We start from the raw sequence: 21195 nt of genomic DNA on the forward strand, positions 1-21195 counted from the left end.
TGCCTCAGATCCCCGGCGAGCGGCGCAGGTCCAGCGTCATCGGGAACTCCGGATGCGGGGCCTGCGCCGCGGGCCAGTAGGAACCGGGAGTATGACCGAACTTCTCGAACCGCGCCAGCCGCCGTGCGTCGGCCTCGTTGGTGTTGACCGGGAAGGTGTCGTAACTGCGCCCGCCCGGATGCGCCACGTGGTAGGTGCAACCGCCAAGCGCCCGCCCCGACCAGATGTCGAAGACGTCAAAGACCAGCGGGGCGTCGACGCCCAGCACCGGGTGCAGCGCCTCCGCCGGTTGCCAGGCCTTGAAACGGACTCCGCCGACCTTCACGCCGCTGGTCGCGGTGGCCGCCAGCGGCACGGGCCGCTTGTTGCAGGTGACGATGTAGCGGTCGGGGTTGAGCGTGGTCAGCTGCACCTGCATCCGTTCCACCGAGCTGTCGGTGTAGCGCACGGTGCCGCCGATGGCGCCGCGTTCACCCAGCACGTGCCAGGGTTCCAGCGCCTGCCGCACCTCCAGCGTGACGCCCTCGTAGGTGACTTCGCCGGCAAAGGGGAAGCGGAACTCGCGCTGCGCCTCGAACCACTCCGGGCGCATGTCGAAGCCGTGCTGGCGCAGGTCGCGCAGCACGTCCATGAAGTCCTCCCAGACGAAATGCGGCAGCATGAAGCGGTCGTGCAGCTGCGTGCCCCAGCGAACCGGCTTGCCCTTGATCGGGGTTTTCCAGAGCCGCGCGAGGATGGCGCGCACCAGAAGTTGCTGGGCGAGGCTCATGCGCGGGTCTGGCGGCATCTCGAAACCGCGGAATTCCAGCAGGCCAAGCCGCCCCGTGGGCCCGTCGGGCGAGAACATCTTGTCGATGCACAGTTCCGCACGGTGGGTGTTGCCGGTGACGTCGATCAGCATGTTGCGCAGCAGCCGGTCGACCAGCCAGGGCTGCGGCTGGGAGGTGTCCTCGTCCGGGTCGGGGATCTGCGCCAGCGCGATCTCAAGCTCGTAGAGCGTATCGTGCCGCGCCTCGTCGATGCGCGGCGCCTGGGAGGTCGGGCCGATGAAGAGGCCGGAGAAGAGGTAGGACAGCGCCGGGTGCCGCTGCCAGTACAGGATGAGCGAACGCATCAGGTCCGGGCGCCGCAGGAAGGGGGAATCGTAGGTGGTCGCCCCGCCGACGACCACGTGGTTGCCGCCCCCCGTGCCCACGTGGCGCCCGTCGATCATGAACTTGTCGGCGCCCAGCCTGGTCTGGCGGGCTTCGTCGTAGACGCCTTCGGTGATCGCGACGCAATCCTGCCAGTCCTGCGCCGGGTGGATGTTCACCTCGATCACGCCGGGATCAGGAGCAACGCGGATCACGTTCAGACGCGGGTCCGACGGCGGAGCGTAACCTTCGATGTGGATCGGCAGGCCAAGCTCCTCCGCCGTTGTTTCGGCGGCGGCGAGCAATTCGAGGTAGTCCTCCAGTTCACCCACCGGCGGCATGAAGAGGCACAGCCGCCCGTCGCGCGGCTCCACGGCTATGGCGGTGCGCACATGGCCCAGACCCGGATCGTTTCCCTCCATGCTCATGGGGTTCTGCCGGGCCTGCGCACCGCTGTCCTCGGGCTTGATGCCGGAGACCGGCTGATCATGCCCCTTGCTGACGGCGGGCAGGGTTTCGGCCTCTTCCGCGGCGATACGTTCCAGTTCATCGAGGATCAGGCGCCGGCGCTGTTCGATTTCCCGATGGAAATCCGGCAGCGCCGTGACAGGCCTGCTGGGATCGGCGTCGTAGGTATAGGGGTAGGAGGACGCCGGAATATGCGGCAGCGTACCCAGCGGCAGCCGGAAGCCCACCGGGCTGTCGCCGGGGATCAGGAACAGATGGCCCCGGCGCGTCTTCCAGCGTTCGGAAATCCAGTTGGACTTGCGCGCCTTCCCCTGCCAGCGCTGGATCGGCAGGATGTGGCCAGCGGCCTCTGTCAGGCCACGGTTGAACACGCGGGCGATGCGGGCGCGCGCCTCCGGGTTCTTCAGCTTGGGGTCCTCGGGGGTGACGTTGATCGGCAGGCCCGCCTCCTTCAGGACCCATTCGGCGGGGTCCTCGTAGGCGGGACGCACAAAGTCGGCCTCGATCCCCAGCGTCTCCGCGAAGGTCTCCATGAACCGCTCGGAATCCGCGTTGGTCGCGCCGGTCTGCGTTTCCGGCGCCACAAGGTCGGGGTTCTTCCAGATCGGCTCCCCGTCGCGGCGCCAGAACAGGCTGAAGGTCCAACGCGGCAGGGTCTCGCCAGGGTACCACTTGCCCTGCCCGTAGTGCAGGAAACCGCCCGGGGCAAAGCGCGCCCGCAGGCGACGGATCAACTGGTCTGCGCGGTCGCGTTTCGTCGGCCCCACGGCGGCGGTGTTCCACTCGTCGCTCTCGAAATCGTCGATGGAGACAAAGGTCGGCTCGCCGCCCATGGTCAGACGCATGTCCTCGGCTTCCATCACCATGTCGACCTCTCGACCCAGCGCATCGAGCGCCTGCCAGCTTTCCTCGCTGAACGGTTTGGTGATGCGGGGGTGTTCCGCGATGCGGTGCACCTCCATGGCAAAATCGAAATCGGTCTGCGTGTCCGGATCCCCGGTAAAGCCGCCGACGATAGGCGCCGCATTGGCGTAATGTGGCGTTGCGGCCAGCGGGATGTGGCTTTCGCCGGTCAGCAGCCCGGAGGTCGGGTCGAGCCCCAGCCAGCCCGCGCCGGGCAGGTAGACCTCGCACCAGGCGTGCAGGTCGGTAAAGTCGTGATCGGTGCCCGACGGACCGTCGAGCGCCTCCAGATCCGGTTTCAGCTGGATCAGGTAGCCGGAGACAAAGCGCGAGGCGAAGCCGAGGTGACGCAGAATGTTGATCAGCAGCCACGACGTGTCACGACAGGAACCGGACCCCTTTTCCAGCGTCTCCTCCGGGGTCTGCACGCCGGGTTCCATGCGGATGAGGTAGTCGATCTGCTGCTCGAGGCGGGCATTCAGGTCGACGAGGAAATCGACGGTGGCGGTCTTGTCGCGCGGAATCGAGTCGACCCAGGCCTGTACCTTGGGTGTGAGGGGCACGGGTGTGCGGTATTGTTCGAGGTCCGCGGCAATCTCGTCGGGGTAGGCGAAGGGCCATTCCCGCGCGCTTTCCTCAAGGAAGAAGTCGAAGGGGTTGTAGACCGTCATGGCCGCGACGAGGTCGACCTCGATGCGGAACTCGGTCACGGGTTCGGGGAAGACGAACCGCGCCAGCCAGTTGCCGTAGATGTCCTGCTGGTGATTGACGAAATGCGGTTCCGGCCCGACCTTCAGGCTGTGCGAGATGACCCGTGTGCGCGAATGCGGCGCCGGGCGCAGGCGAATGATCTGCGGTCCGAGCCGCACGGGGCGGTCGTACTTGTAGTGCGTCAGGTGACGGATGCTCGCGGTGATCGCCATGGGATGCGGGTGTCCTGTGAATTGGGATCGGTCTGCCAATCAATGCCTTGCCGCCGCGTCTCTTGTAAAGGAAGCCGTAAGGAGGAGATCCGCGTCCCCCCTGCCCCGCGATGCCGCGCTGAAGGAACGGGCGTTTCCCCGGCGACCGTCGCGCCCGTGACGGGCGCGTGCAATCGGGGGAAGCGCTGCTTCCCCCACGCCATTGGGCCACGGGCCCAATGGCCCCCCATCGCGGTATTTTTGAACCAAAGAAGCAGGGGCGTGGTGCCCCCAGCGTGAAACTGTTGTGGCGAGGCCGGAGCGGAGGCGGGTTCGGTCAGGCGACGCGGTTCGGCGGATCGCCTCCGTCGAGGAAGACGGCGAGGTTGTCGATAGCGCAATGCCCCATCGCCTCGCGCGTTTCGGTCGTGGCGCTGCCAAGGTGCGGCAAGAGAACGAGACCGGGGCACTCCAGCAGTTCTGGGCTGACGCGCGGTTCGCCCTCGAAGACATCAAGCCCGGCGCCACGCAGGTGGCCCTTGCGGATGGATGCCACCAGCGCTGCCTCGTCCACAACCTCGCCGCGCGCGGTGTTGATGAGGTAGGCGCCGGGCTTCATCTGTGCCAATCGGGACGCATCGATCAGGTGGCGGTTCTCCGCTCCGCCGGGGCAATGCAGGGAAACGAAATCAGCGCCGGCCAGTGTCTCTGCCAATGGCAGTTGGCGCGCGCCGCATTGTGCCAGAAGGTCGGGAGCAATGGGAGAGCGGTTGTAGACCGTGATTGCCATACCGAAACCATGGTGCGCACGGCGCGCCATCTCGCGGCCGATGCGGCCGTAGCCTATGATGCCCAGCACCTTGCCCGTGACTTTGGTGCCGACCAGGTGCGTGGGCCGCCAGCCTGACCATTGCCCGGCGCGCAACTCGCGCTCGCCCTCTCCCGCGCGGCGCGCCGCCATCAGGAGAAGCGTCATGGCGATATCCGCCGTACAGTCGCTCAGAACGTCGGGCGTATTCGTCACGGCGATCCCCAGACGCTGCGCCGCCGCCACGTCGATATGCGAGAATCCGACACCGTAATTCGCCAGCAGGCGGCAGCGCGGCGTCGCAAGCCCGTCGAAAACCTCCGAACCCATCGCATCCGTCACTGTTGGCAGCACCGCGTCATACTCCGTCAGCGCCGCCCTCAGCGCCGCAACATCCATTGGCCTGTCAGCCTCGTTGAAGGTGACATCGAAACGTTCGGCGAGCCGGCGTTCCACCGCCGCCGGCCACCGCCGTGTCACCAGCACCTTTGCCCGCTCCATACCTTTCCTCCCTGCCCAGACGGGGAGCGGCCGCGCCGCCCCCCCCCGGGGTTTCTCGTTGCGAAATACTCACGTCCCCCAGGCGCCGGGCGCGCGCCCGCCGGGGGGACGCGGCTCACAGCGCCACGCGCGTAGCCCGGCCGCCCTCCTCCGCCAGCCGGGCCGCGACGGAGGCCACCGCGAGATCCTGCAGCCCCACGCCGGTGCCGTCGAAAAGTGTGATCTCCGTCTCCGAGGTCCGCCCCGGATGCGCGCCGTTGATCACCGCGCCGATGGGGGTGATCGCGTCTGGCGACAGCGCGCCCGAGGCCACTGCGTGCTGCGCCTCACCGAGGGAAATCGACTGCGCCACCTCGTCGGTGAAGACCGTGGCAGCGGCGACCAGCGCGGGGTCGACCTCCATCTTGCCCTTGGTGTCGGTGCCCATGCAGGCGATGTGGGTGCCGGGGCGGACCCAGTCCTTCAGCAGCAAGGGCTCGAAGGCAGAGGTGATCGTGATGATCGCATCTGCCTGCGCGCAGACCTCTTCGGCCGAAACGGCCTCGAACGGCAGGCCCAATTCCTCGGCCACGGCGCCCAGGCGGGGCAGCATGTCGGGGTGCGGGTTCCAGGCGACGACCTTCTCGAAGGTGCGCTGTTCGACGGCCGCGCGCAGCTGGAAAGTGGACTGGTGTCCGGCGCCGATCATGCCCAGCACCTTCGCGTCCTTGCGCGCGAGATGCGCAATCGAAACCGCCGAGGAAGCCGCCGTACGCACCGCCGTCAGGTAGTTGCCCCCCACCAGCGCCGAGAGCCGCCCGGTGTCCGGGTCAAAAAGGCAGACCGTGGACTGGTGGTTGGTCAGCCCCTTGTCCGCGTTGCCTGGCCAGTAGCCGCCCGCCTTCACGCCCAGCACCATGCCCGCCTTGTCGAAGCCGGACTTGAAGCCGTAAAGCGCGTCGGCGTGGCCGATTGCCTCGCGCACCACGGGGAAGTTGCGCGCCTCCCCCGACGCCATGGCGCCGAAGACCGCCTCGACGGCCTCGAAGGCCTCCTTGCGGCCTACCAGTTCCGCGCAGGCCTCTTCGCCAACGATCAGGATGCCCTGTGCCTGTTCCACGTCCTTCATCTCCGTCCTCCGTGCCATTCTGCGTTGCGCGGGCCGGGGCTTGCGCTCCGACCCGCCCCTGTCATGTCCGTGGCCCGACCGGGCCGCGCGTTCAGTAGGCCTTGCCGCGGGCCGAGACCGGCCAGACCGTCTCGACCTTGCCCTTGCGCAGGCCGACGTACCAGTCGTGCACGTTGCAGGTCGGGTCGCAGTGGCCGGGCACCAGCTTCAGCTTGTCGTTAACATTCAGCGCGCCGGTGGGGTCCATGACCACGCCGTGCTCGTCGGAGCATTTCACGTATTCCACGTCGTCGCGGCCAAAGATGACCGGCAGGCCGGAGTCCACCGACTGCGCCTTCAACCCCGCGTCGACGATGGCCTTGTCGGCCTTGGCGTGGCTCATGACGGAGGTCAGGATGAACAGCGCGTTCTCCCATTCGCCCTGATCGATGCGCTTGCCGTCCTGATCCAGAATGCGGCCGTAATCGGCATCCATGAAGGCATAGGAGCCGCACTGGAGCTCGTTGTACACGCCCGAGGTCGATTCGAAGTAATACGAGCCGGTGCCGCCGCCGCCGACGATGTCGCACTCCAGCCCCTCGGCCTTCAGTCCGTCCACGGCGTCCTTCACCATGGCCACCGCCACGTCGAGCTTCGCCTTGCGGTCGTCGTAGCTGTCGAGGTGCTGCATGGCGCCCTGGTAGGCCTGGATGCCGGCGAATTTCAGCCCCGGCGCGGCGTCGATGGCCTTGGCGATCTCCACCACCTCGGGCGTGGTGGTGACGCCGCAACGGCCCGCGCCACAGTCGATTTCCACGAGGCATTCGATCTGGGTGCCGTGGCGCTGGGCGGCGGCGCTCAGGTCCTCCACGTTCGCCACGTCATCGACGCAGCAGAGCGTGCGCGCACCCAGCTTCGGGATCTGCGCCAGGCGATCGATCTTCAGCGGGTCCCGCACCTGGTTCGACACCAGCACGTCCTTGATACCGCCACGGGCAAAGACCTCCGCCTCCGATACCTTCTGACAGCAGACACCGCAGGCGCCGCCGAGTTCCACCTGAAGCTTGGCCACGTCCACCGACTTGTGCATCTTGCCATGCACCCGGTGGCGCATGCCGTGCGCCATGGCGTAATCGCCCATTTTCTTGATGTTGCGCTCCAGCGCGTCGAGGTCGAGCACGAGGCAGGGTGTCTGGACCTGCGCCTCGTCCATGCCCGGCAGCGCCGGAATGTCAAAGCCCACTTCGTAGTCGTCGAGGTGAATTGCGTCTTTCATCTCAGTCTCCCCAAAGCTGACAGCAGTCAACTTTTCCATTCATTTACAGTTATTTACGAAAAGTTTCGCGGCGAAATTCGGGTCTGGGCGGCGGTAGGGCGGGCTGTGACCGCCCTACACGGCCATCCACGGCAGACGGTCGAGGTCGACGTTGCCGCCGGTAATCACGATCCCCACGCGCTTGCCCGCGAAACGATCACGGTTCTTCAGGATCACCGCCAGCGGTACGGCCGAGGATGGCTCCATCACCACGCGCAGGTGCTTCCAGGTGATCTTCATCGCGTCGACGATCTCCTCTTCGGAGGCCGTCGGCACGTCGGTCACGAAGTTGCGCACGAAATGCCAGGTGTTCTCCTTCAGTGGAACCTTCAGCCCGTCGGCCACCGTCTCCGGCGCGTCGTCGGCGATGATGTGCCCAGCCTTGAACGACCGCGCCGCGTCGTCGGCCATCTCCGGTTCGGCCGCGTAGATTTCCACGTTGGGCGCGAGGTTGGACAGCGTCAGGCAAGTGCCGGAGATCATGCCGCCGCCACCGATGGGCGCCACCACCGCGTCCAGCCCCTCCACTTGCTTTAGAAGTTCGTAGGAACAGGTCGCCTGCCCGCAGATCACGCGCGGATCGTTGTAGGGATGCACGAATTCGCCGCCCGTGGCGGCCTGCACCTCGGCAAAGACCGCCTCGCGCGAGGAGGTCGAAGGCTCGCATTCGGTGATGGTGCCGCCGTAACGGCGCACGGCGTCCTTCTTGGCCTGGGGTGCAGTGCGTGGCATGACCACGTTGCAGGGGATGCCCCGCCGCCCCGCCGCCCAGCTGAGTGACAGCGCGTGGTTGCCGGAGGAATGCGTGCAGACCCCCAGACGCGCCTTTTCGTCATCCAGCCCGAAGACCGCGTTGCAGGCGCCGCGTACCTTGAAGGCGCCGGCCTCCTGCAGGTTTTCGCACTTGAAGAACAGCTGCGCGCCGGTCAGTTCGTCCAGGTAATCCGACCGCAGGACCGGCGTCTGCCGCACGTGCCCCTTGATCCGGTCATAGGCCGCGCGCACGTGCTCGATGGTCAGCGTTTCGGCCAGTGTGGTTGCGTCGAGCATCTGGTGATCCTCCTTATTCCGCCGCCAGGTTTTCTTTGCCCTGCGTCACGGCCTGCGCGCGAGTCTGGCGGTAATACTCCTGCGCCGCCGCCACGCCGCTGCCCAGGGTGATGGGGTAGTCGAGATCGGCCATGGCCATCTCGATCGTGGCAAGGCCCGAAAGCACCATGACATCCGTGAGGGAGCCCAGGTGGCCGATGCGGAAGGCCTTCCCGTTCAGTTCGCCCAGCCCCACACCAAAGGAGACGCCGTAGGCGGTGTAAGCGTGGTCGGTCAGCCTGTTGGAGTCGAAGCCCTCCGGCACGCGGATCGCACTGACCGTGTCGGAGTAAAGCGCCGGCTCCTGCGCCACGAGGTCCAGCCCCCAAGCGGAAACCGCACGGCGCACGCCTTCGGCCAGCCGATGGTGGCGGGCGTAGACATTCTCCAGCCCCTCTTCAAAGAGCATGTCGAGCGCTTCGCGCATCCCGTAGATCAGCTGCAGCGGCGGCGTGTAGGGGAAACCGCCCTTTCCATTGTTGGCCGCCATGTCGCGGAAGTCGAAGTAGCAGCGTGGCAGTTTCGCCGTTTCCATCGCAGCGAATGCCTTGGGCGAGACGCAGGTGATCGCCATGCCCGCAGGCAGCATGAAGCCCTTCTGCGAACCGGAGATCGCCACGTCCACGCCCCAGTCATCGAAGTGGAAGGGCACGGATGCCAAAGAGGACACGCAGTCGACGAACATCATCGCCGGGTGGTCCGCCGAATCCATGGCCCGGCGCACACTGCCCACGTCGGACAGCACGCCGGTAGCGGTCTCGTTATGGGTGACCAGCACGGCCTTGATTGTGTGGGCGGTGTCGGCGGCAAGGATCTCCTCGAACCGGTCCGCCGGGGCGCCGCAGCCCCAGGGCGTTTCGACGACCTGCACCTCCAGGCCAAACTTCTGGCAAAGGTCGATCCACTTGTGGGAGAACATGCCATAGCGCGCCACCAGCACCTTGTCGCCGGGCGACAGCGTGTTGGCCACCGCCGCCTCCCAGCCGCCGGTGCCGGAGCCGGGGAAGGTGATCACGGTGCCGAGCGTGGTGCCGAAGACCTTCTTCGTGTCGTCCAGCATCGGCTTGAACAGGCCGGCGAAGTCAGGGGCGCGATGGTCCACGGTCTGCGCCATCATCTTCGTGCGCAGGCGGTCGGGCATATTGGTGGGGCCGGGAATGAAAACGGGATTCTGATTGCTCATGGGATGCTCCTCCAGTTGCCCCAAGGATGCGCGTTTCGCGGCGCGCTTGCAATTTTCTTGAAAAACGTTTCCACTGAGCGGAAAATGCGATTAATGGATTGAAGACATTGGACAAACCTTTTCTCACTTTTAATCCGCGCCGCAACGCAGCGACGATTTCCCCCGATTTAGTCGCGGATTTCCCGCAATTTTCCCGTCCAGGAGTGTGCAGATGAGTCCCGAGAAGCGCCCCCGAGGCCGCCCGAAATCGCAGTTCAAGGAAAGCTCGGCGGGCTCCCTGCAATCGCTCGACCGAGCCTTGATGCTGTTGTCCACCGTGGCTCGGCGCACCTCTGCCACGCTGTCGGAACTGGCTCGGGAGACGGACATTCCGACTGCAACGACACACCGCATCCTGACCACGCTGCAGAACAGCCGCTACACCGCCTTTGATGAGGAACGGCAGGAATGGCGCATTGGCATCGAAGCCTATCGGACGGGGCTGTCCTTCCTCGCCCGCACCTCGGTCGCGGAGGTCGGGCGCCCGGTGATGCGCCGCCTGATGGCGGAGACCGGCGAGACCGCGAACCTCGCGGTGCCGGACATCACGGTTTCCGGGGCGGAAGTGGTCTTTATCGGGCAGGTGGAGACGCCGAACCCGATCCGGGCGTTCTTTCCGCCCGGCACGCGGACCTCGATGCACGCCTCCGGGACGGGCAAGGCGATCCTCGCCGCCCTCGCCCCGGAGGCGCGGGCTCGGGCCATGGCGCGGATCACCTTCGAGGCCTATACCGGCTCCACCCTCGCCACGCCGGACCTGCTGGCGGCGGATCTGGAGAAGATCGCAAGTCGCGGCTGGTCGCACGACCGCGAGGAACGCCACCCCGGCATGTCATGCATCGGAGCGGCGATCTATGACGACCAGGGCCACCCCTGCGCGGGTATTTCCGTCTCCGGCCCCACAGCGCGCTTCGCTCCTGATCGGGCGTGGTCGCTGGGGGCCACGGTGGCAGAGGCCGCCCGCGAGATTACGGAATTGTCCGGAGGCCGCTGGCCACGCCCGGAGTGAGGCGGTTTCGTCGAGAAGAAGCCGAAGGGGGAGCGCTTTGACCCCCGGGGACTGCGGGCGTGGCAGGCCCGATACTGCATCATGTCCCCGGCAACCTGGGGCGACCGGAGAGCCATGGAGCGCGTACGAAGCGCGCTCCTCAGGGTCAGGACGGATCACCCGGCGAGGTAGGCGCGCAGGGTGGCCCGGGTACCATTCTGCCAGAGCGCGTCGAGCCAGCGGGCAAATGCCTCGGCAAAGGCCGCGTTCTGCCCGAGGGTGCCGTAGATCTGCGCCTGCGCCAGCCACGCCTGCGGGTCGGTCTTCGCGGCCATGGCGGCCTCCGACAGCATGGGCCAAATAGGGTCGTTGGGATCGATCCGGGTGCCGTCCTCACGCAGTCCGATGCACATGCGGGCCCAGAGCGCCTCGACCAGTGCCAGCCCGTCGATCGGGCCGCCCGCAGCCAGTGCATCGCGCAGGATCGGCAACACGAAGCCCGGATGTCGCGAGGAACCGTCAAAGGCGACGCGCCGCACGGTGTCGTGGATCATCGGGTTGGAGAAACGCCGCGCGATGAGGTCCGCATAGGCCTGAGGCGTCATCCCCGGCACGGCGTGGACGTAAGGAACGATACACTCCGCCTCCACCTTGGCAAAGAAGGCGGCGACGTCCGCGTCCATCATGCAGGATGCGATGGTCGGCAGTGACAGCACCTCGCCCGCGTTGGCCAGCACCTGATGGCCCGCGTTGAGCGTGCGGATCTTCATCGCCTCGAAGGCGTGAACCGCGTCGGTAAAGGTCGCCCCCGCCAGTTCCCAGTCCGGGCGACCGGCGCAAAAGGCGTCCTCGATCACCCATTGGCGGAAATTCTCATGCGTCACCGGCGCGGCATCGTCGATCCCGAGGGACTGCGCCAGTTCGATCTCCTTCGCTCCGGTGGCGGGCACGATGCAGTCGACCATGGAGTTGGGGAAGCTGCAGTGCGTGTCGATCCAGTCCGCGAGCTCAGGGTCAGAGAGCCGCGCGAGGCCGGTGACCGTCTGGCGCAGAATGGCGCCGTTGCCCTGAAGGTTGTCGCAGCTTTGCAGTGTGAAAGGGCCAGTGCCCGCCGCGCGGCGCGCCTTCAGCGCCGCGACGATGGCACCGAAGGCCGTGCGCGGCGTATCCGGGTGCGCAGCGTCATGGGCAATGTCCTCGTGGGCGGTATCGAATGCCCCCGAAGCGGTGACGAAGTAGCCCCCTTCCGTCACGGTCAACGCCACGATTCGGATGCGCTGGTCGCCCATAGCCGCGATCAGCGGGCCGTTACCCTCCGCAATCTCGATATAGTCGATCATCGCACCGGTGACCTCGGCGGACTGCCCCTTTGGGTCCAGCTCGATAAGCGTGGTCAGGCAGTCCTGCGCCTTCAGGCGGTCGCGCATGGCGGCATCGTAGGGCCGCACGCCGGCGCCGAGGATCGCCCAGTCGAGCGCTCTGCCCTGCTGCATCAGCCGATGCAGGTACCACGCCTGATGCGCGCGGTGGAAATTGCCCAGTCCGATGTGCACGATGCCGGGGGTCAGGCTCGCCCGGTCGTAGGTCGGACGCGCGATGCCCTTGGGCAGATCTGCTAGGGTTGCGTTAGAAAGCTTCATGGTCCTGTCCTTCGCGGGGCGCACGGGCCCCGTCAGCTCATCCAGTTGCCGCCGTCGACGTTGTAGGTCTGGGCGACGATGTATTCGGCGTCGTCGGAGGCGAGGAAGACCGCCATGCCGGTGAGGTCCTCCGCACGGCCCATGCGGCCGTAGGGCACGGCAGCGCCGACTTCGCGCTTCTTCTGGCCGGGGGCCTTGTTCTCGTACCTGGCAAAGAAGGCGTCTACGCCGTCCCAGTGTTCGCCGTCGACCACGCCGGGGGCGATTGCGTTCACGTTGATGCCATGGGCGACGAGGTTCAGGCCCGCCGATTGCGTCAGGCTGATGATCGCCGCCTTCGACGCGCAGTAGACCGCGACCAGGCTTTCGCCGCGCCGTCCCGCCTGGCTGGCCATGTTGATGATGCGGCCCTTTATGCCGCGCTCGATCATGTGTTTCGCCACCGCCTGCAGCGTAAAGAGCGTGCCCGCCACGTTGATCGCCATGGCGCGGTCGTAGTCTTCGCGGGTGATCTGCGTGATCGGGGCCGCGGTGAAGATGGCGGCGTTGTTGATCAGGATGTCGATCTGACCGAGGCGTTGCACCGCCTCCGCCACGGCAACGTCGATGCTGTCCTGCCGGGTGACGTCCAGCTCCACCGCGATGGCCGCCGCGCCGATCTCTGCCGCCGTCGCGCGGGCGCGGGCGATGTCGATGTCGGCGATGGCCACACGGGCGCCCTCGGCGACGTAGCGCGAGGCGAAGGCGCGACCGATGCCGCGCGCGGCCCCCGTGATCAGGGCCGTCTTGCCCGCGAGGCGTGTCATGCGGGCACGCCGACCTCGGCCATACGCAGGCCCTGGGCATCGAAGCGGTGCAGCATCTCCTCGCGCGGGGTCATGTAGACGGTATCGCCATGGTGCAGGTCGACCTCGCCATCGACGCGGATGGTCATGGTTTCGGCAAGCCCGGTGTCGTGTACATGGATGAAGGTGTCGGAGCCCAGATGCTCCGCCACGCCGACACGGCCCTTCCAGAGACCGGAGGTACTGGAGACCTCCATGTGCTCGGGACGGATGCCGATGGTGTGCGCGCCATGTTTTGCGGCCTCGGCGCCGTCGATGAAGTTCATCCGGGGCGAGCCGATGAACCCCGCGACAAACAGGTTGCGCGGTGTGCGGTAGAGGTCCAGCGGGGAGCCCACCTGCTCGATATGGCCGGCGCGCAGAACGACGATCTTGTCCGCCATGGTCATGGCCTCCACCTGGTCGTGGGTCACGTAGATCATCGTGGTGTTCAAGCGCTTGTGCAGTTCGGAGATCTCCAGCCGCATACCGACACGCAGTGCCGCGTCGAGGTTGGACAGCGGTTCGTCGAAAAGAAAAGCCTGCGGTTCGCGCACGATGGCGCGGCCGATGGCGACGCGCTGGCGCTGGCCGCCCGACAGCTGGCCGGGCTTGCGGTCGAGGTAGTCGGTGAGGTTCAGCGCCTCCGCCGCCTTGGCGATGCGGCGGTCCTGCTCGGCCTGATCCATCCCTGCCATCTTCATCGGGAAGGCGATATTCCTGCGCACGGTCATGTGGGGATAGAGCGCGTAGCTCTGGAACACCATGGCGAGGCCGCGTTTCGCGGGCGCCAGTTCCGTGGCGTCGGTGCCATCGATGACAATGCGCCCCGAACTCACATCCTCCAGCCCCGCGATCAGGCGAAGCAGCGTGGACTTGCCGCAGCCCGAGGGGCCCACGAAGACGGTGAATTCGCCGTCCTCGATGGTCAGGTCGAGCGGCGGAATGACCTCCGCCTGACCGAAGCGCTTGACGACTTTCTCCAGTACGATGCGTCCCATCTGTACCTCCCTTCACTAAATGCCCTGCCACTCAGCGGCCTGCGGGCGTCCTGGGTGCCCTGCCGCTGCGCTGCTTGAGGGCGTTATTTCACCGCGCCAAAGGTCAGGCCGCGCACGAGTTGTTTCTGGCTGAACCAGCCAAGGATGAGGATCGGCGCGATGGCCATGGTGGAGGCCGCCGAGAGTTTCGCGAAGAACAGCCCCTCGGGCGAGGAGTAGGAGGCGATGAAAGCCGTGAGCGGCGCAGCCTGCGCCGCCGTGAGGTTCAGCGTCCAGAAGGCTTCGTTCCAGGCGAGGATCAGGTTGAGCAGTACCGTTGAGGCGATGCCCGGCAGCGCCATAGGCGTGAGCACGTGGATGATCTCTTCCTTCAGGCCTGCGCCGTCCATGCGGGCGGCTTCGAGGATTTCGCCGGGGATCTCGCGGAAATAGGTGTAGAGCATCCAGACGATGATCGGCAGGTTGATGAGCATGAGCACAACGATCAGGCCGAACTTCGTGTCGAGGAGGCCGAGTTTGATGAACACGAGGTAGATCGGGTAAAGCACGCCGACCGCCGGGAGCATCTTTGTCGAGAGCATCCACATAAGGATGTCCTTGGTCCGCTTCGAGGGCACGAAGGCCATGGACCAGGCAGCCGGAACCGCGATCAGCACCCCAAGCAGCGTCGAGCCGCCCGCGATGGCGATCGAGTTCCACAGGAATTTGGCGTAGTTGGAGCGCTCCATGACGACGCCGTAGTTTTCCAGCGTCCAGTCGAAGAACAGGAATACCGGCGGGTCAGCGATGGCCTGCGCCTCGGTCTTGAACGAGGTCAGGATGGTCCAGAGGATCGGAAAGAAGATCAGCAGGCCGATCGCCCATGCGACGGCGGTGTTGAACGCCTTGCGTCTGGTGGTGACGGAACGGGCCATGGCTCAGGTCCTTTCGGCTGAGGTGTTTCGGCGCGCGTCGCGGGCATTCGTTGGGAATGCCGCGGCGCGCGTCGACCGGGCGGGGGCTCTGCCCCCGCACCCCCGAGGTATTTGGAAACCAAAGAAGCAGGGAGCGCGGAGCGTTGGTGTGGAGCGGGTTTCTGCGGGGCGGTTCGGGCGATCAGTTGTCAAGGTTCTTCCCCACGATACGCATCAGGAAAATGGCGAGGATGTTGGCGAGGATGATCGCGTAGACGCCACCCGCCGAGCCCAGGCCGACGTTCTGACTTTCGAGCACGCGCTGGTAGATCAGGTAGGTTAGCGTCTTGGTGCCGAAGGCGCCCCCGGTGGTGACGAAGATCTCGGCGAAAATGCCCAGCAGGAAGATGGTCTGGATCAGGATGACCACGGAGATGGCGCGGCCGAGATGCGGCAGGATGATGTACCAGAAACGTTTGGGCGACGGGGCGCCGTCCATCTCTGCCGCCTCCAGTTGTTCGCTGTCGAGCGACTGGATGGCGGTGAGCAGGATGAGCGTCGCGAAGGGCAGCCACTGCCACGCCACGATCATGATGATCGAGGGCACTGAGGCCTGGCTGAGCCATTGCACCGGCTCCGCCCCGAAGGCGCGCCAGAGATCCGCAAGCAGGCCGTAGTTCGGGTCCATGAACATGTTCTTCCAGACCAGCGCGGAAACGGTGGGCATCACGAAGAAGGGCGCGATCACGAGGATGCGTACGGGCCCCTGCCCCCACATCGGCTGATCCAGCAGCAGCGCCAGCGCCACACCGAGGACCGTGGTGATGACCAGCACGCCGCCGACGATGACCAGAGTGGTCTGGATCGAGGGCCAGAAGGCGGAGGATGTGACGAAACGCACGTAGTTCTCGAAGCCCACCCAGCCGAGATCGCCGCCGCGGAGCGGCAGATATTTCTTGAAGGAGAAATACAGTGTCATGGCGAGCGGGACGAGCATCCAGCCGAGCAGCAGGGTGACGGCCGGGGCCATCATCAGCCGGGCGGCCGAGCGGGAATGCTGGGTGGCCATCGGAGGCTTCCTTCCTGTTGACGGGTCTTTTGGCCCGCCTTCGAGGTTATCTGTATCTTTGGGTTGAGAAAGGCCGGGGGGCAGACGTGCCGCTCCCCGGCCCCGGGAGGAAGATCAGCGGTAGCCCGCGGCTTCCATGGCGTCGTTCGTGATCGCCTGCGCCTTCTCCAGCGCCTCGTCGACCGTTTGCTGGCCGGCATAGACGGCCGAGAACTCCTGGCTCACTTCGGTGGCGATGCCCGCGAATTCCGGGATCGCCGCGAACTGTACGCCGGTGTAGGGCACCGGGTCGACCGTCGGGTTTTTCGGGTCGGCCGAGAGGATCGAGTCGAGCGTCATCTGCGCGAAGGGCACCTTCTGGTACTCGGGGTTCTCATAAAGCGAGGTGCGCGCGCCCGGGGGAACGTTTGCCCAGCCTTCCTTCCCGGCCACCAGTTCGATGTAGTCCTTCGAGGTTGCCCATTCGACGAACTGCTTCGCGGCGTCGACCTTCTGGGTACCCGCCGGGATGCCCAGCGCCCATGCCCAGAGCCAGTTGCCGTTCTTCTCGACGCCGTCCTTGTGCGGCGCGAGGGCGAAGCCCACCTTGTCCGCCACAGTGGAGTCGTTCGGGTTGGTCACGAAGGACGCCGCCACGGTGGCGTCGATCCACATGCCGCACTTGCCCTGCTGGAACAGCGAGAGGTTCTCGTTGAAGCCATTGGTGGCATAGCCCGCCGGACCGCTTTCGTTCATCATCTCGGAGAAGAACGTCAGCGTTTCCTTCCACGCCTCGCTATCGAACTGGGCGTTCCAGTCCTCGTCGAACCAGCGCGCGCCGAAGGAGTTCGACATCGCGGTGATGAAGGCGCCGCCCTCACCCCAGCCGGCCTTGCCACGTAGGCAGATGCCGTTGATCTCGGCGTCGCGGTCGGTCATCTTGGCCGCCGCTTCACGGATGAATTCCCAGGTCGGGCTTGCCGGCATCTCCAGACCGGCCTGCTCCATCAGGTCGGTGCGGTACATGATCATCGAGCTTTCGCCGTAGAACGGCGCGGCGTAGAGCGTGCCGTCATAGGACAGGCCGCCGGCCATCGCGGGCAGGATGTCCTCGGCGTCGTACTCTTCCGAAAGATCGTCCAGCGGAACCAGCCAGCCGTTCTTGCCCCAGATCGGGGTTTCGTACATGCCGATGGTCATGATGTCGAAGGCACCGCCCTTGGTGGTGATGTCCGTCGTCACGCGCTGGCGCAGGACGTTCTCCTCGAGTGTGACCCACTCGACCTCGATCCCGGTCTTTTCCGTGAACTCGTCGGACAGACCCTGCATGCGGATCATGTCCCCGTTGTTCACGGTGGCAATGGTAATGGTTTCAGCGTGCGTGGCGCCTGCTATCAGCGCGAGCGCAGTCGCCGCACGAAGTGCGTTACGAAGGTACATCCGGCTCCTCCCTTTGGTACAGATGTGACAAATGGACCGTAGCCGGGGATATGTCGCGACGTCAATATAATTTTTACGCGCGATAAATTCTTACTTTGCACTCGCAGAAAAAACGGTTGGTAGCGTGCGGCATCATGCGGACTCCCGCATGACAAGTTTTCCCTCGAACAGCTTAATCGAATAAGGAAAATCCTCGCCTTCGATGGCGCGGAACAAGGTGGCGACCGCTTCGCGTGAAACGCTGTCGTAGTCTTGCGCGATGGTTGTGAGGGGCGGACAGGTATAGCGCGAAAACGGATGATCGTCCTGCCCCGCAACGCGAATCGCGCAATCCTCGGTGCGGCCGACCTTCAGGCCGAGTTCGTAGCAGGCGGTCAGGAAACCGATTGCGAGCCGGTCGTTGGAGCACAGCACGGTGTTGGTCTTCATCTCGCCGGAGCGCAGCACCTGGTGGCCGCCCTGCCGCCCGATCTCCTCGAAGTGCCAGTCGGCGCCGTCGACGCTGAACACCTGCGGCTCCTGCCCCAGCGCCTGCATCGCGTCCAGGTAGCTTTGTCGGCGCTTGCGGGCATTGGGGTTGGTCGGGGTCTTCATCTCGAAGAAACAGGGCGGTTCTCCGGTGCGGCAGAGGTAGTCAACGATCAGCCGGGTGAACTGCGGGTTGTCCGACCCGATGAAGGCCATGCCCACGTCGGGCAGGATCGAATCGAAAAGCACCGTGGGCACATCCTTGCAGAAGGCCTTTACTGCCGCGACATCCGAAGCCCGCCCCAAAGGCGCCAGCAACGCACCAGCCGGTTTCTGCGCACGCAGGTTCTCGAGGATCTCGTTCTCCGTCTCCTGCTCGCCATGGGCGGAGAAGATCGTCGGGCGGTAGCCCATGTCGACACAGCGCTGTTCGATGTTGCGGGCGAATTCGGCAAACACCGGATCAGCGAGGTAGGGCACGAGGATGCCCACCGTCTTCGTCTGCTTGCGGTTCTGGTTGATGGCGAAGATGTTCGGCCGGTAGTCGTATTGCTCCAGCGCGGCCTCGATCCGGGCGCGGGTCGAGGGGCGCACACTTTCGGGGTCGTGGAAGTACTTCGAGACGGTCGGCCGCGAGATGCCGGAAAGCGCCGCGAATTCCTCCATATTTCTTATCTTCACGTCACTCATGCGCGCATCCGTTCTTCGCGCCACGTCGACGTGACGACCTCATTCCTTGCCATGGGCTTTACCGTGAATTGTCGCGCGGAAAAAATCAACTTGCTTCGCGGGACACCCTTCACGCGATCAGTGACCGCTCACTTTCCGGTCTTCTGTGCCGCCGCGCGCATCTGGCTAAGGGTAACGCGCGGAGTAAGCGCCTCTTCGGAGATATCCAGATCCAGCACCGCGCCGGTTTCGGAGGCCAGCGCCCGGTCAAAGGCGGCAGCAAAATCCTCCGTCCGTTCAACGCGTTCTCCGTGCATTCCGTAGGCACGGGCAAAGGTGGCAAAGTCTGGAGAAACCATGGAAGTGCCGGACACCCGTCCGGGATAGTGACGCTCCTGATGGGCGCGGATCGTACCGTAAATGCCGTTGTTCAGAACAAGGACGATCGGCGTCGCCCCGGCCTGCCGCGCGGTGGCCAGTTCCTGACAATTCATTTGGAAATCGCCGTCTCCCGCAAAGCAGACAACTGTACGCGCCGGATCGGCCACCTTCGCCGCCACCGCCGCGGGGAGGCCGTATCCCATGGCCCCCGACTGCGGCGCCAACAGTCGTTGACCCTCGCCGAAGCGGAAGAAATACCCCGGCCAGACTGCGAAATTCCCCGCGCCGTTGGTCAGGATCGCGTCCTCGGGCAGCACGCCCTCAAGATGGCGGACCACGACGCCCATATCTACCGGAGACGGCTGCGCAGGCAGGTCGAATCCCTTCTCGAACGCCGCCTTCGCGCTGCGGAACCAGTTGTCTTCGGCACGACCCGCCCCGTCTGTGTCGCAAAGCGCCTGCATGAAGGCCGAAGGGTCCGCCTGCACGCCCAGCACGGGGCGGTAGACCTTGCCGATCTCCAGGTCGCTGGCATGAACGTGGATGATCTTCTGCACCGGGTCGGGCACCTGCAGCAGGCTGTATCCGCCGGTGGAATTCTCGCCGAAACGGACATTGACAGCGAGGATCACGTCGGCGTCCTCGATCAGCTTGCGGGTCGACGGCCACATCCCCACCCCTGCGTGCCCAGCAAAGGCTGCGGAGCGGTTGTCCATCATGTCGTTGTAGCGGAACACCGCCACTGCAGGGACGTGGTTTTCCTCCGCAAAGCGCCTGAGCGCCGCGCGGCCTTCCGGGGCCCAGTTGCAACCGCCGAAGAAGATCAGCGGCCGCTCCGCCTTCGCCAGCAGGTCACGCGCCTCCACCACCGCCTGCGCATCGGGCGCCGGGCGTGCGATCCGGACTGGACCGGCAATGGCAGGCGTCTCGGTGAGCGACGACAGCATGTCCTCCGGCAGAGCGACGACCACCGGCCCGGGGCGACCGCTGACCGCCGTTGTCCAGGCCCGGCTGACGATCTCGGGGATGCGTTCAACCCGGTCGATCTCTGTCACCCACTTTGCCATGGTGCCATAAACGGCGCGGTAGTCGACCTCCTGAAAGGCCTCGCGCCCCTTCATGTCGGTGCCCACCTGCCCGACAAAGACCAGCATGGGTACGGAATCCTGCATCGCAGTATGAATGCCGATGGAGGCATTCGTGACTCCTGGCCCGCGCGTGACCATGCAGATGCCCGGCTGTCCCGTCAGCTTGCCCCAGGCTGCGGCCATGAAGCCCGCGCCGCCCTCGTTGCGGCAAAGCACGAAGTCCAGCGCGCCGCCGGTATCGTGCAGCGCGTCGAGCACGGCCAGGTAACTCTCTCCCGGTACGCCGAAGGCCTTCCGCGCCCCCAGTGCCACAAGGCATTCCACCAACAGCCGCCCGCCATGCCGCTCACCCATTGCCGTCTCCCCGCATTGCCATTCTGGTATACCATTGCCCGTCCGGCGGCGGAGCGCAATCGGCCACAGCGGCCCCAGCGAACCGGCCACCCTCCGACACGTCCAATTATCCGCAATCAGACCCATGCAAAGCCACCAACTTGTCTGCGTGGTTCCTTAAATACCTCGGGGGAGTCCGCCGCAGACGGGTGCGGGCAGCCCCCCCCCTCAGTTCCTCCACCCGGCACCACCCTCGGGCCGGACTTCCGGTTAACGATCCAACGCGATACGATGCCTAGGCGCAGAACCTCGAAGCGCCAGCCTCGATCAGACCCTCGACAGAGAGACGATGCCCGAAGACGCGAAAAACGCGGTGATCGGCCTTTACCAGAGGAATGCCTCCGCCTGGGGCGGCCTGCGCGGCGCGGGGGTGCTGGAACGAGCGTGGCTCGACAGGTTTCTGGCTGTCCTGCCGTGCGGCTCCCCGCGGGTGCTCGACCTCGGGTGCGGGTCCGGCGTACCCGTGGCGGACTATCTGATCGCCAACGGGTGTCGGATATGCGGCGTGGATGCCGCGCCAGCCATGCTTTGCGCGGCGCGGCAGCGTTTCCCCGGGCACAAATGGGTGGAGGCCGATATGCGGGCCTTGCCGCCGCTGGGCCGCTTCGACGGGATCGTGGCATGGCACAGCGCCTTTCACCTGCCCCCGGAGGACCAGCGCCGGATGTTCGCCGTCTACGCGGCGCTCTGCCGTCCCGGCGCCCCGCTGATGTTCACGAGCGGCACGGAGTGTGACGAGGTGATCGGCGACTTCAGGGGCGAGCCGCTTTATCACGCCAGCCTCGACAGTGCCGAGTACCGCAGCCTGCTTCTGGCACACGGTTTCGGCGTCCTGCGGCACATAGAAAACGATGGTGCCTGCGGCGGCGCCACCGTCTGGCTCGCGCACAGGACAGGGAAGCGCTAACGCCCCTGCCCCGGCCACCTACCTCGA

The 21195-nt window shown here is 65.7% G+C and carries 16 protein-coding genes; 2 read left to right on the forward strand and 14 right to left on the reverse strand.

Features of this window, described 5'->3' with window-relative positions; genetic code table 11:
* Positions 1-4: 4 nt before the first annotated feature.
* From J5474_RS01600 to bhcA, 6 genes are all read right to left on the reverse strand, one after another.
* Entirely contained in the window at positions 5-3427 is a 3423-nt protein-coding gene (locus J5474_RS01600) for a transglutaminase family protein (RefSeq protein ID WP_209358668.1), read from the reverse strand.
* A gap of 316 nt (positions 3428-3743) precedes the next feature.
* Positions 3744-4715, reverse strand: coding sequence for a 2-hydroxyacid dehydrogenase (locus J5474_RS01605; protein WP_209358670.1), 972 nt, complete (start codon positions 4713-4715; stop codon positions 3744-3746).
* A 115-nt stretch (positions 4716-4830) separates the two neighbouring features.
* Complete coding sequence (bhcD, locus tag J5474_RS01610) at positions 4831-5823, reverse strand: iminosuccinate reductase BhcD (RefSeq protein ID WP_209358672.1); 993 nt, start codon at positions 5821-5823, stop codon at positions 4831-4833.
* A 91-nt stretch (positions 5824-5914) separates the two neighbouring features.
* Positions 5915-7078 (reverse strand): 3-hydroxy-D-aspartate aldolase BhcC, encoded by a 1164-nt coding sequence (gene bhcC, locus J5474_RS01615; protein ID WP_209358674.1) that lies wholly within the window; start codon positions 7076-7078, stop codon positions 5915-5917.
* Positions 7079-7192: 114 nt separating this feature from the next.
* Positions 7193-8167, reverse strand: a complete 975-nt coding sequence (bhcB, locus tag J5474_RS01620) for a beta-hydroxyaspartate dehydratase BhcB (protein WP_209358676.1) — start codon at positions 8165-8167, stop codon at positions 7193-7195.
* A gap of 13 nt (positions 8168-8180) precedes the next feature.
* Positions 8181-9389: an L-aspartate--glyoxylate aminotransferase BhcA gene (bhcA, locus tag J5474_RS01625; protein ID WP_209358678.1), complete on the reverse strand. Its 1209-nt coding sequence runs from the start codon at positions 9387-9389 to the stop codon at positions 8181-8183.
* 211 nt (positions 9390-9600) lie between these two features.
* Between bhcA and J5474_RS01630 the strand changes: the two genes are divergently transcribed.
* Positions 9601-10437: an IclR family transcriptional regulator gene (locus tag J5474_RS01630; protein WP_209358679.1), complete on the forward strand. Its 837-nt coding sequence runs from the start codon at positions 9601-9603 to the stop codon at positions 10435-10437.
* Between the two features lie 155 nt (positions 10438-10592).
* Here J5474_RS01630 and J5474_RS01635 read toward each other — a convergent pair whose 3' ends face one another.
* The 8 genes from J5474_RS01635 to J5474_RS01670 form a co-directional block, all read right to left on the reverse strand.
* Entirely contained in the window at positions 10593-12056 is a 1464-nt protein-coding gene (locus J5474_RS01635; RefSeq protein ID WP_209358680.1) for a mannitol dehydrogenase family protein, read from the reverse strand.
* 32 nt (positions 12057-12088) lie between these two features.
* Positions 12089-12862 carry an L-iditol 2-dehydrogenase gene (locus J5474_RS01640; RefSeq protein ID WP_209358681.1) on the reverse strand — a complete coding sequence of 258 codons (774 nt, stop codon included), beginning with the start codon at positions 12860-12862 and terminating at the stop codon, positions 12089-12091.
* Positions 12859-13881: an ABC transporter ATP-binding protein gene (locus tag J5474_RS01645; RefSeq protein WP_209358683.1), complete on the reverse strand. Its 1023-nt coding sequence runs from the start codon at positions 13879-13881 to the stop codon at positions 12859-12861. Before J5474_RS01645 ends, J5474_RS01640 begins: the two co-directional genes overlap by 4 nt.
* An 83-nt stretch (positions 13882-13964) precedes the next feature.
* Complete coding sequence (locus J5474_RS01650) at positions 13965-14795, reverse strand: carbohydrate ABC transporter permease (protein WP_209358685.1); 831 nt, start codon at positions 14793-14795, stop codon at positions 13965-13967.
* 181 nt (positions 14796-14976) lie between these two features.
* On the reverse strand, positions 14977-15843 hold the full coding sequence (locus J5474_RS01655) for a carbohydrate ABC transporter permease (protein WP_209358687.1): 867 nt from the start codon (positions 15841-15843) through the stop codon (positions 14977-14979).
* Positions 15844-15957: 114 nt separating this feature from the next.
* Positions 15958-17262, reverse strand: coding sequence for an ABC transporter substrate-binding protein (locus J5474_RS01660; protein ID WP_209358689.1), 1305 nt, complete (start codon positions 17260-17262; stop codon positions 15958-15960).
* A gap of 132 nt (positions 17263-17394) precedes the next feature.
* Positions 17395-18420 carry a LacI family DNA-binding transcriptional regulator gene (locus tag J5474_RS01665; protein ID WP_209358692.1) on the reverse strand — a complete coding sequence of 342 codons (1026 nt, stop codon included), beginning with the start codon at positions 18418-18420 and terminating at the stop codon, positions 17395-17397.
* A 128-nt stretch (positions 18421-18548) separates the two neighbouring features.
* Positions 18549-20222: a thiamine pyrophosphate-dependent enzyme gene (locus J5474_RS01670; RefSeq protein WP_209358694.1), complete on the reverse strand. Its 1674-nt coding sequence runs from the start codon at positions 20220-20222 to the stop codon at positions 18549-18551.
* A 328-nt stretch (positions 20223-20550) separates the two neighbouring features.
* On the opposite strand from J5474_RS01670, the gene J5474_RS01675 reads away from it, so the two are divergent.
* On the forward strand, positions 20551-21168 hold the full coding sequence (locus J5474_RS01675; protein ID WP_245216182.1) for a class I SAM-dependent methyltransferase: 618 nt from the start codon (positions 20551-20553) through the stop codon (positions 21166-21168).
* The last annotated feature ends 27 nt before the right edge of the window (positions 21169-21195 follow it).

Origin of the sequence: Sagittula salina, from assembly GCF_017813235.1 — a bacterium.
GTDB lineage: Bacteria > Pseudomonadota > Alphaproteobacteria > Rhodobacterales > Rhodobacteraceae > Sagittula > Sagittula salina.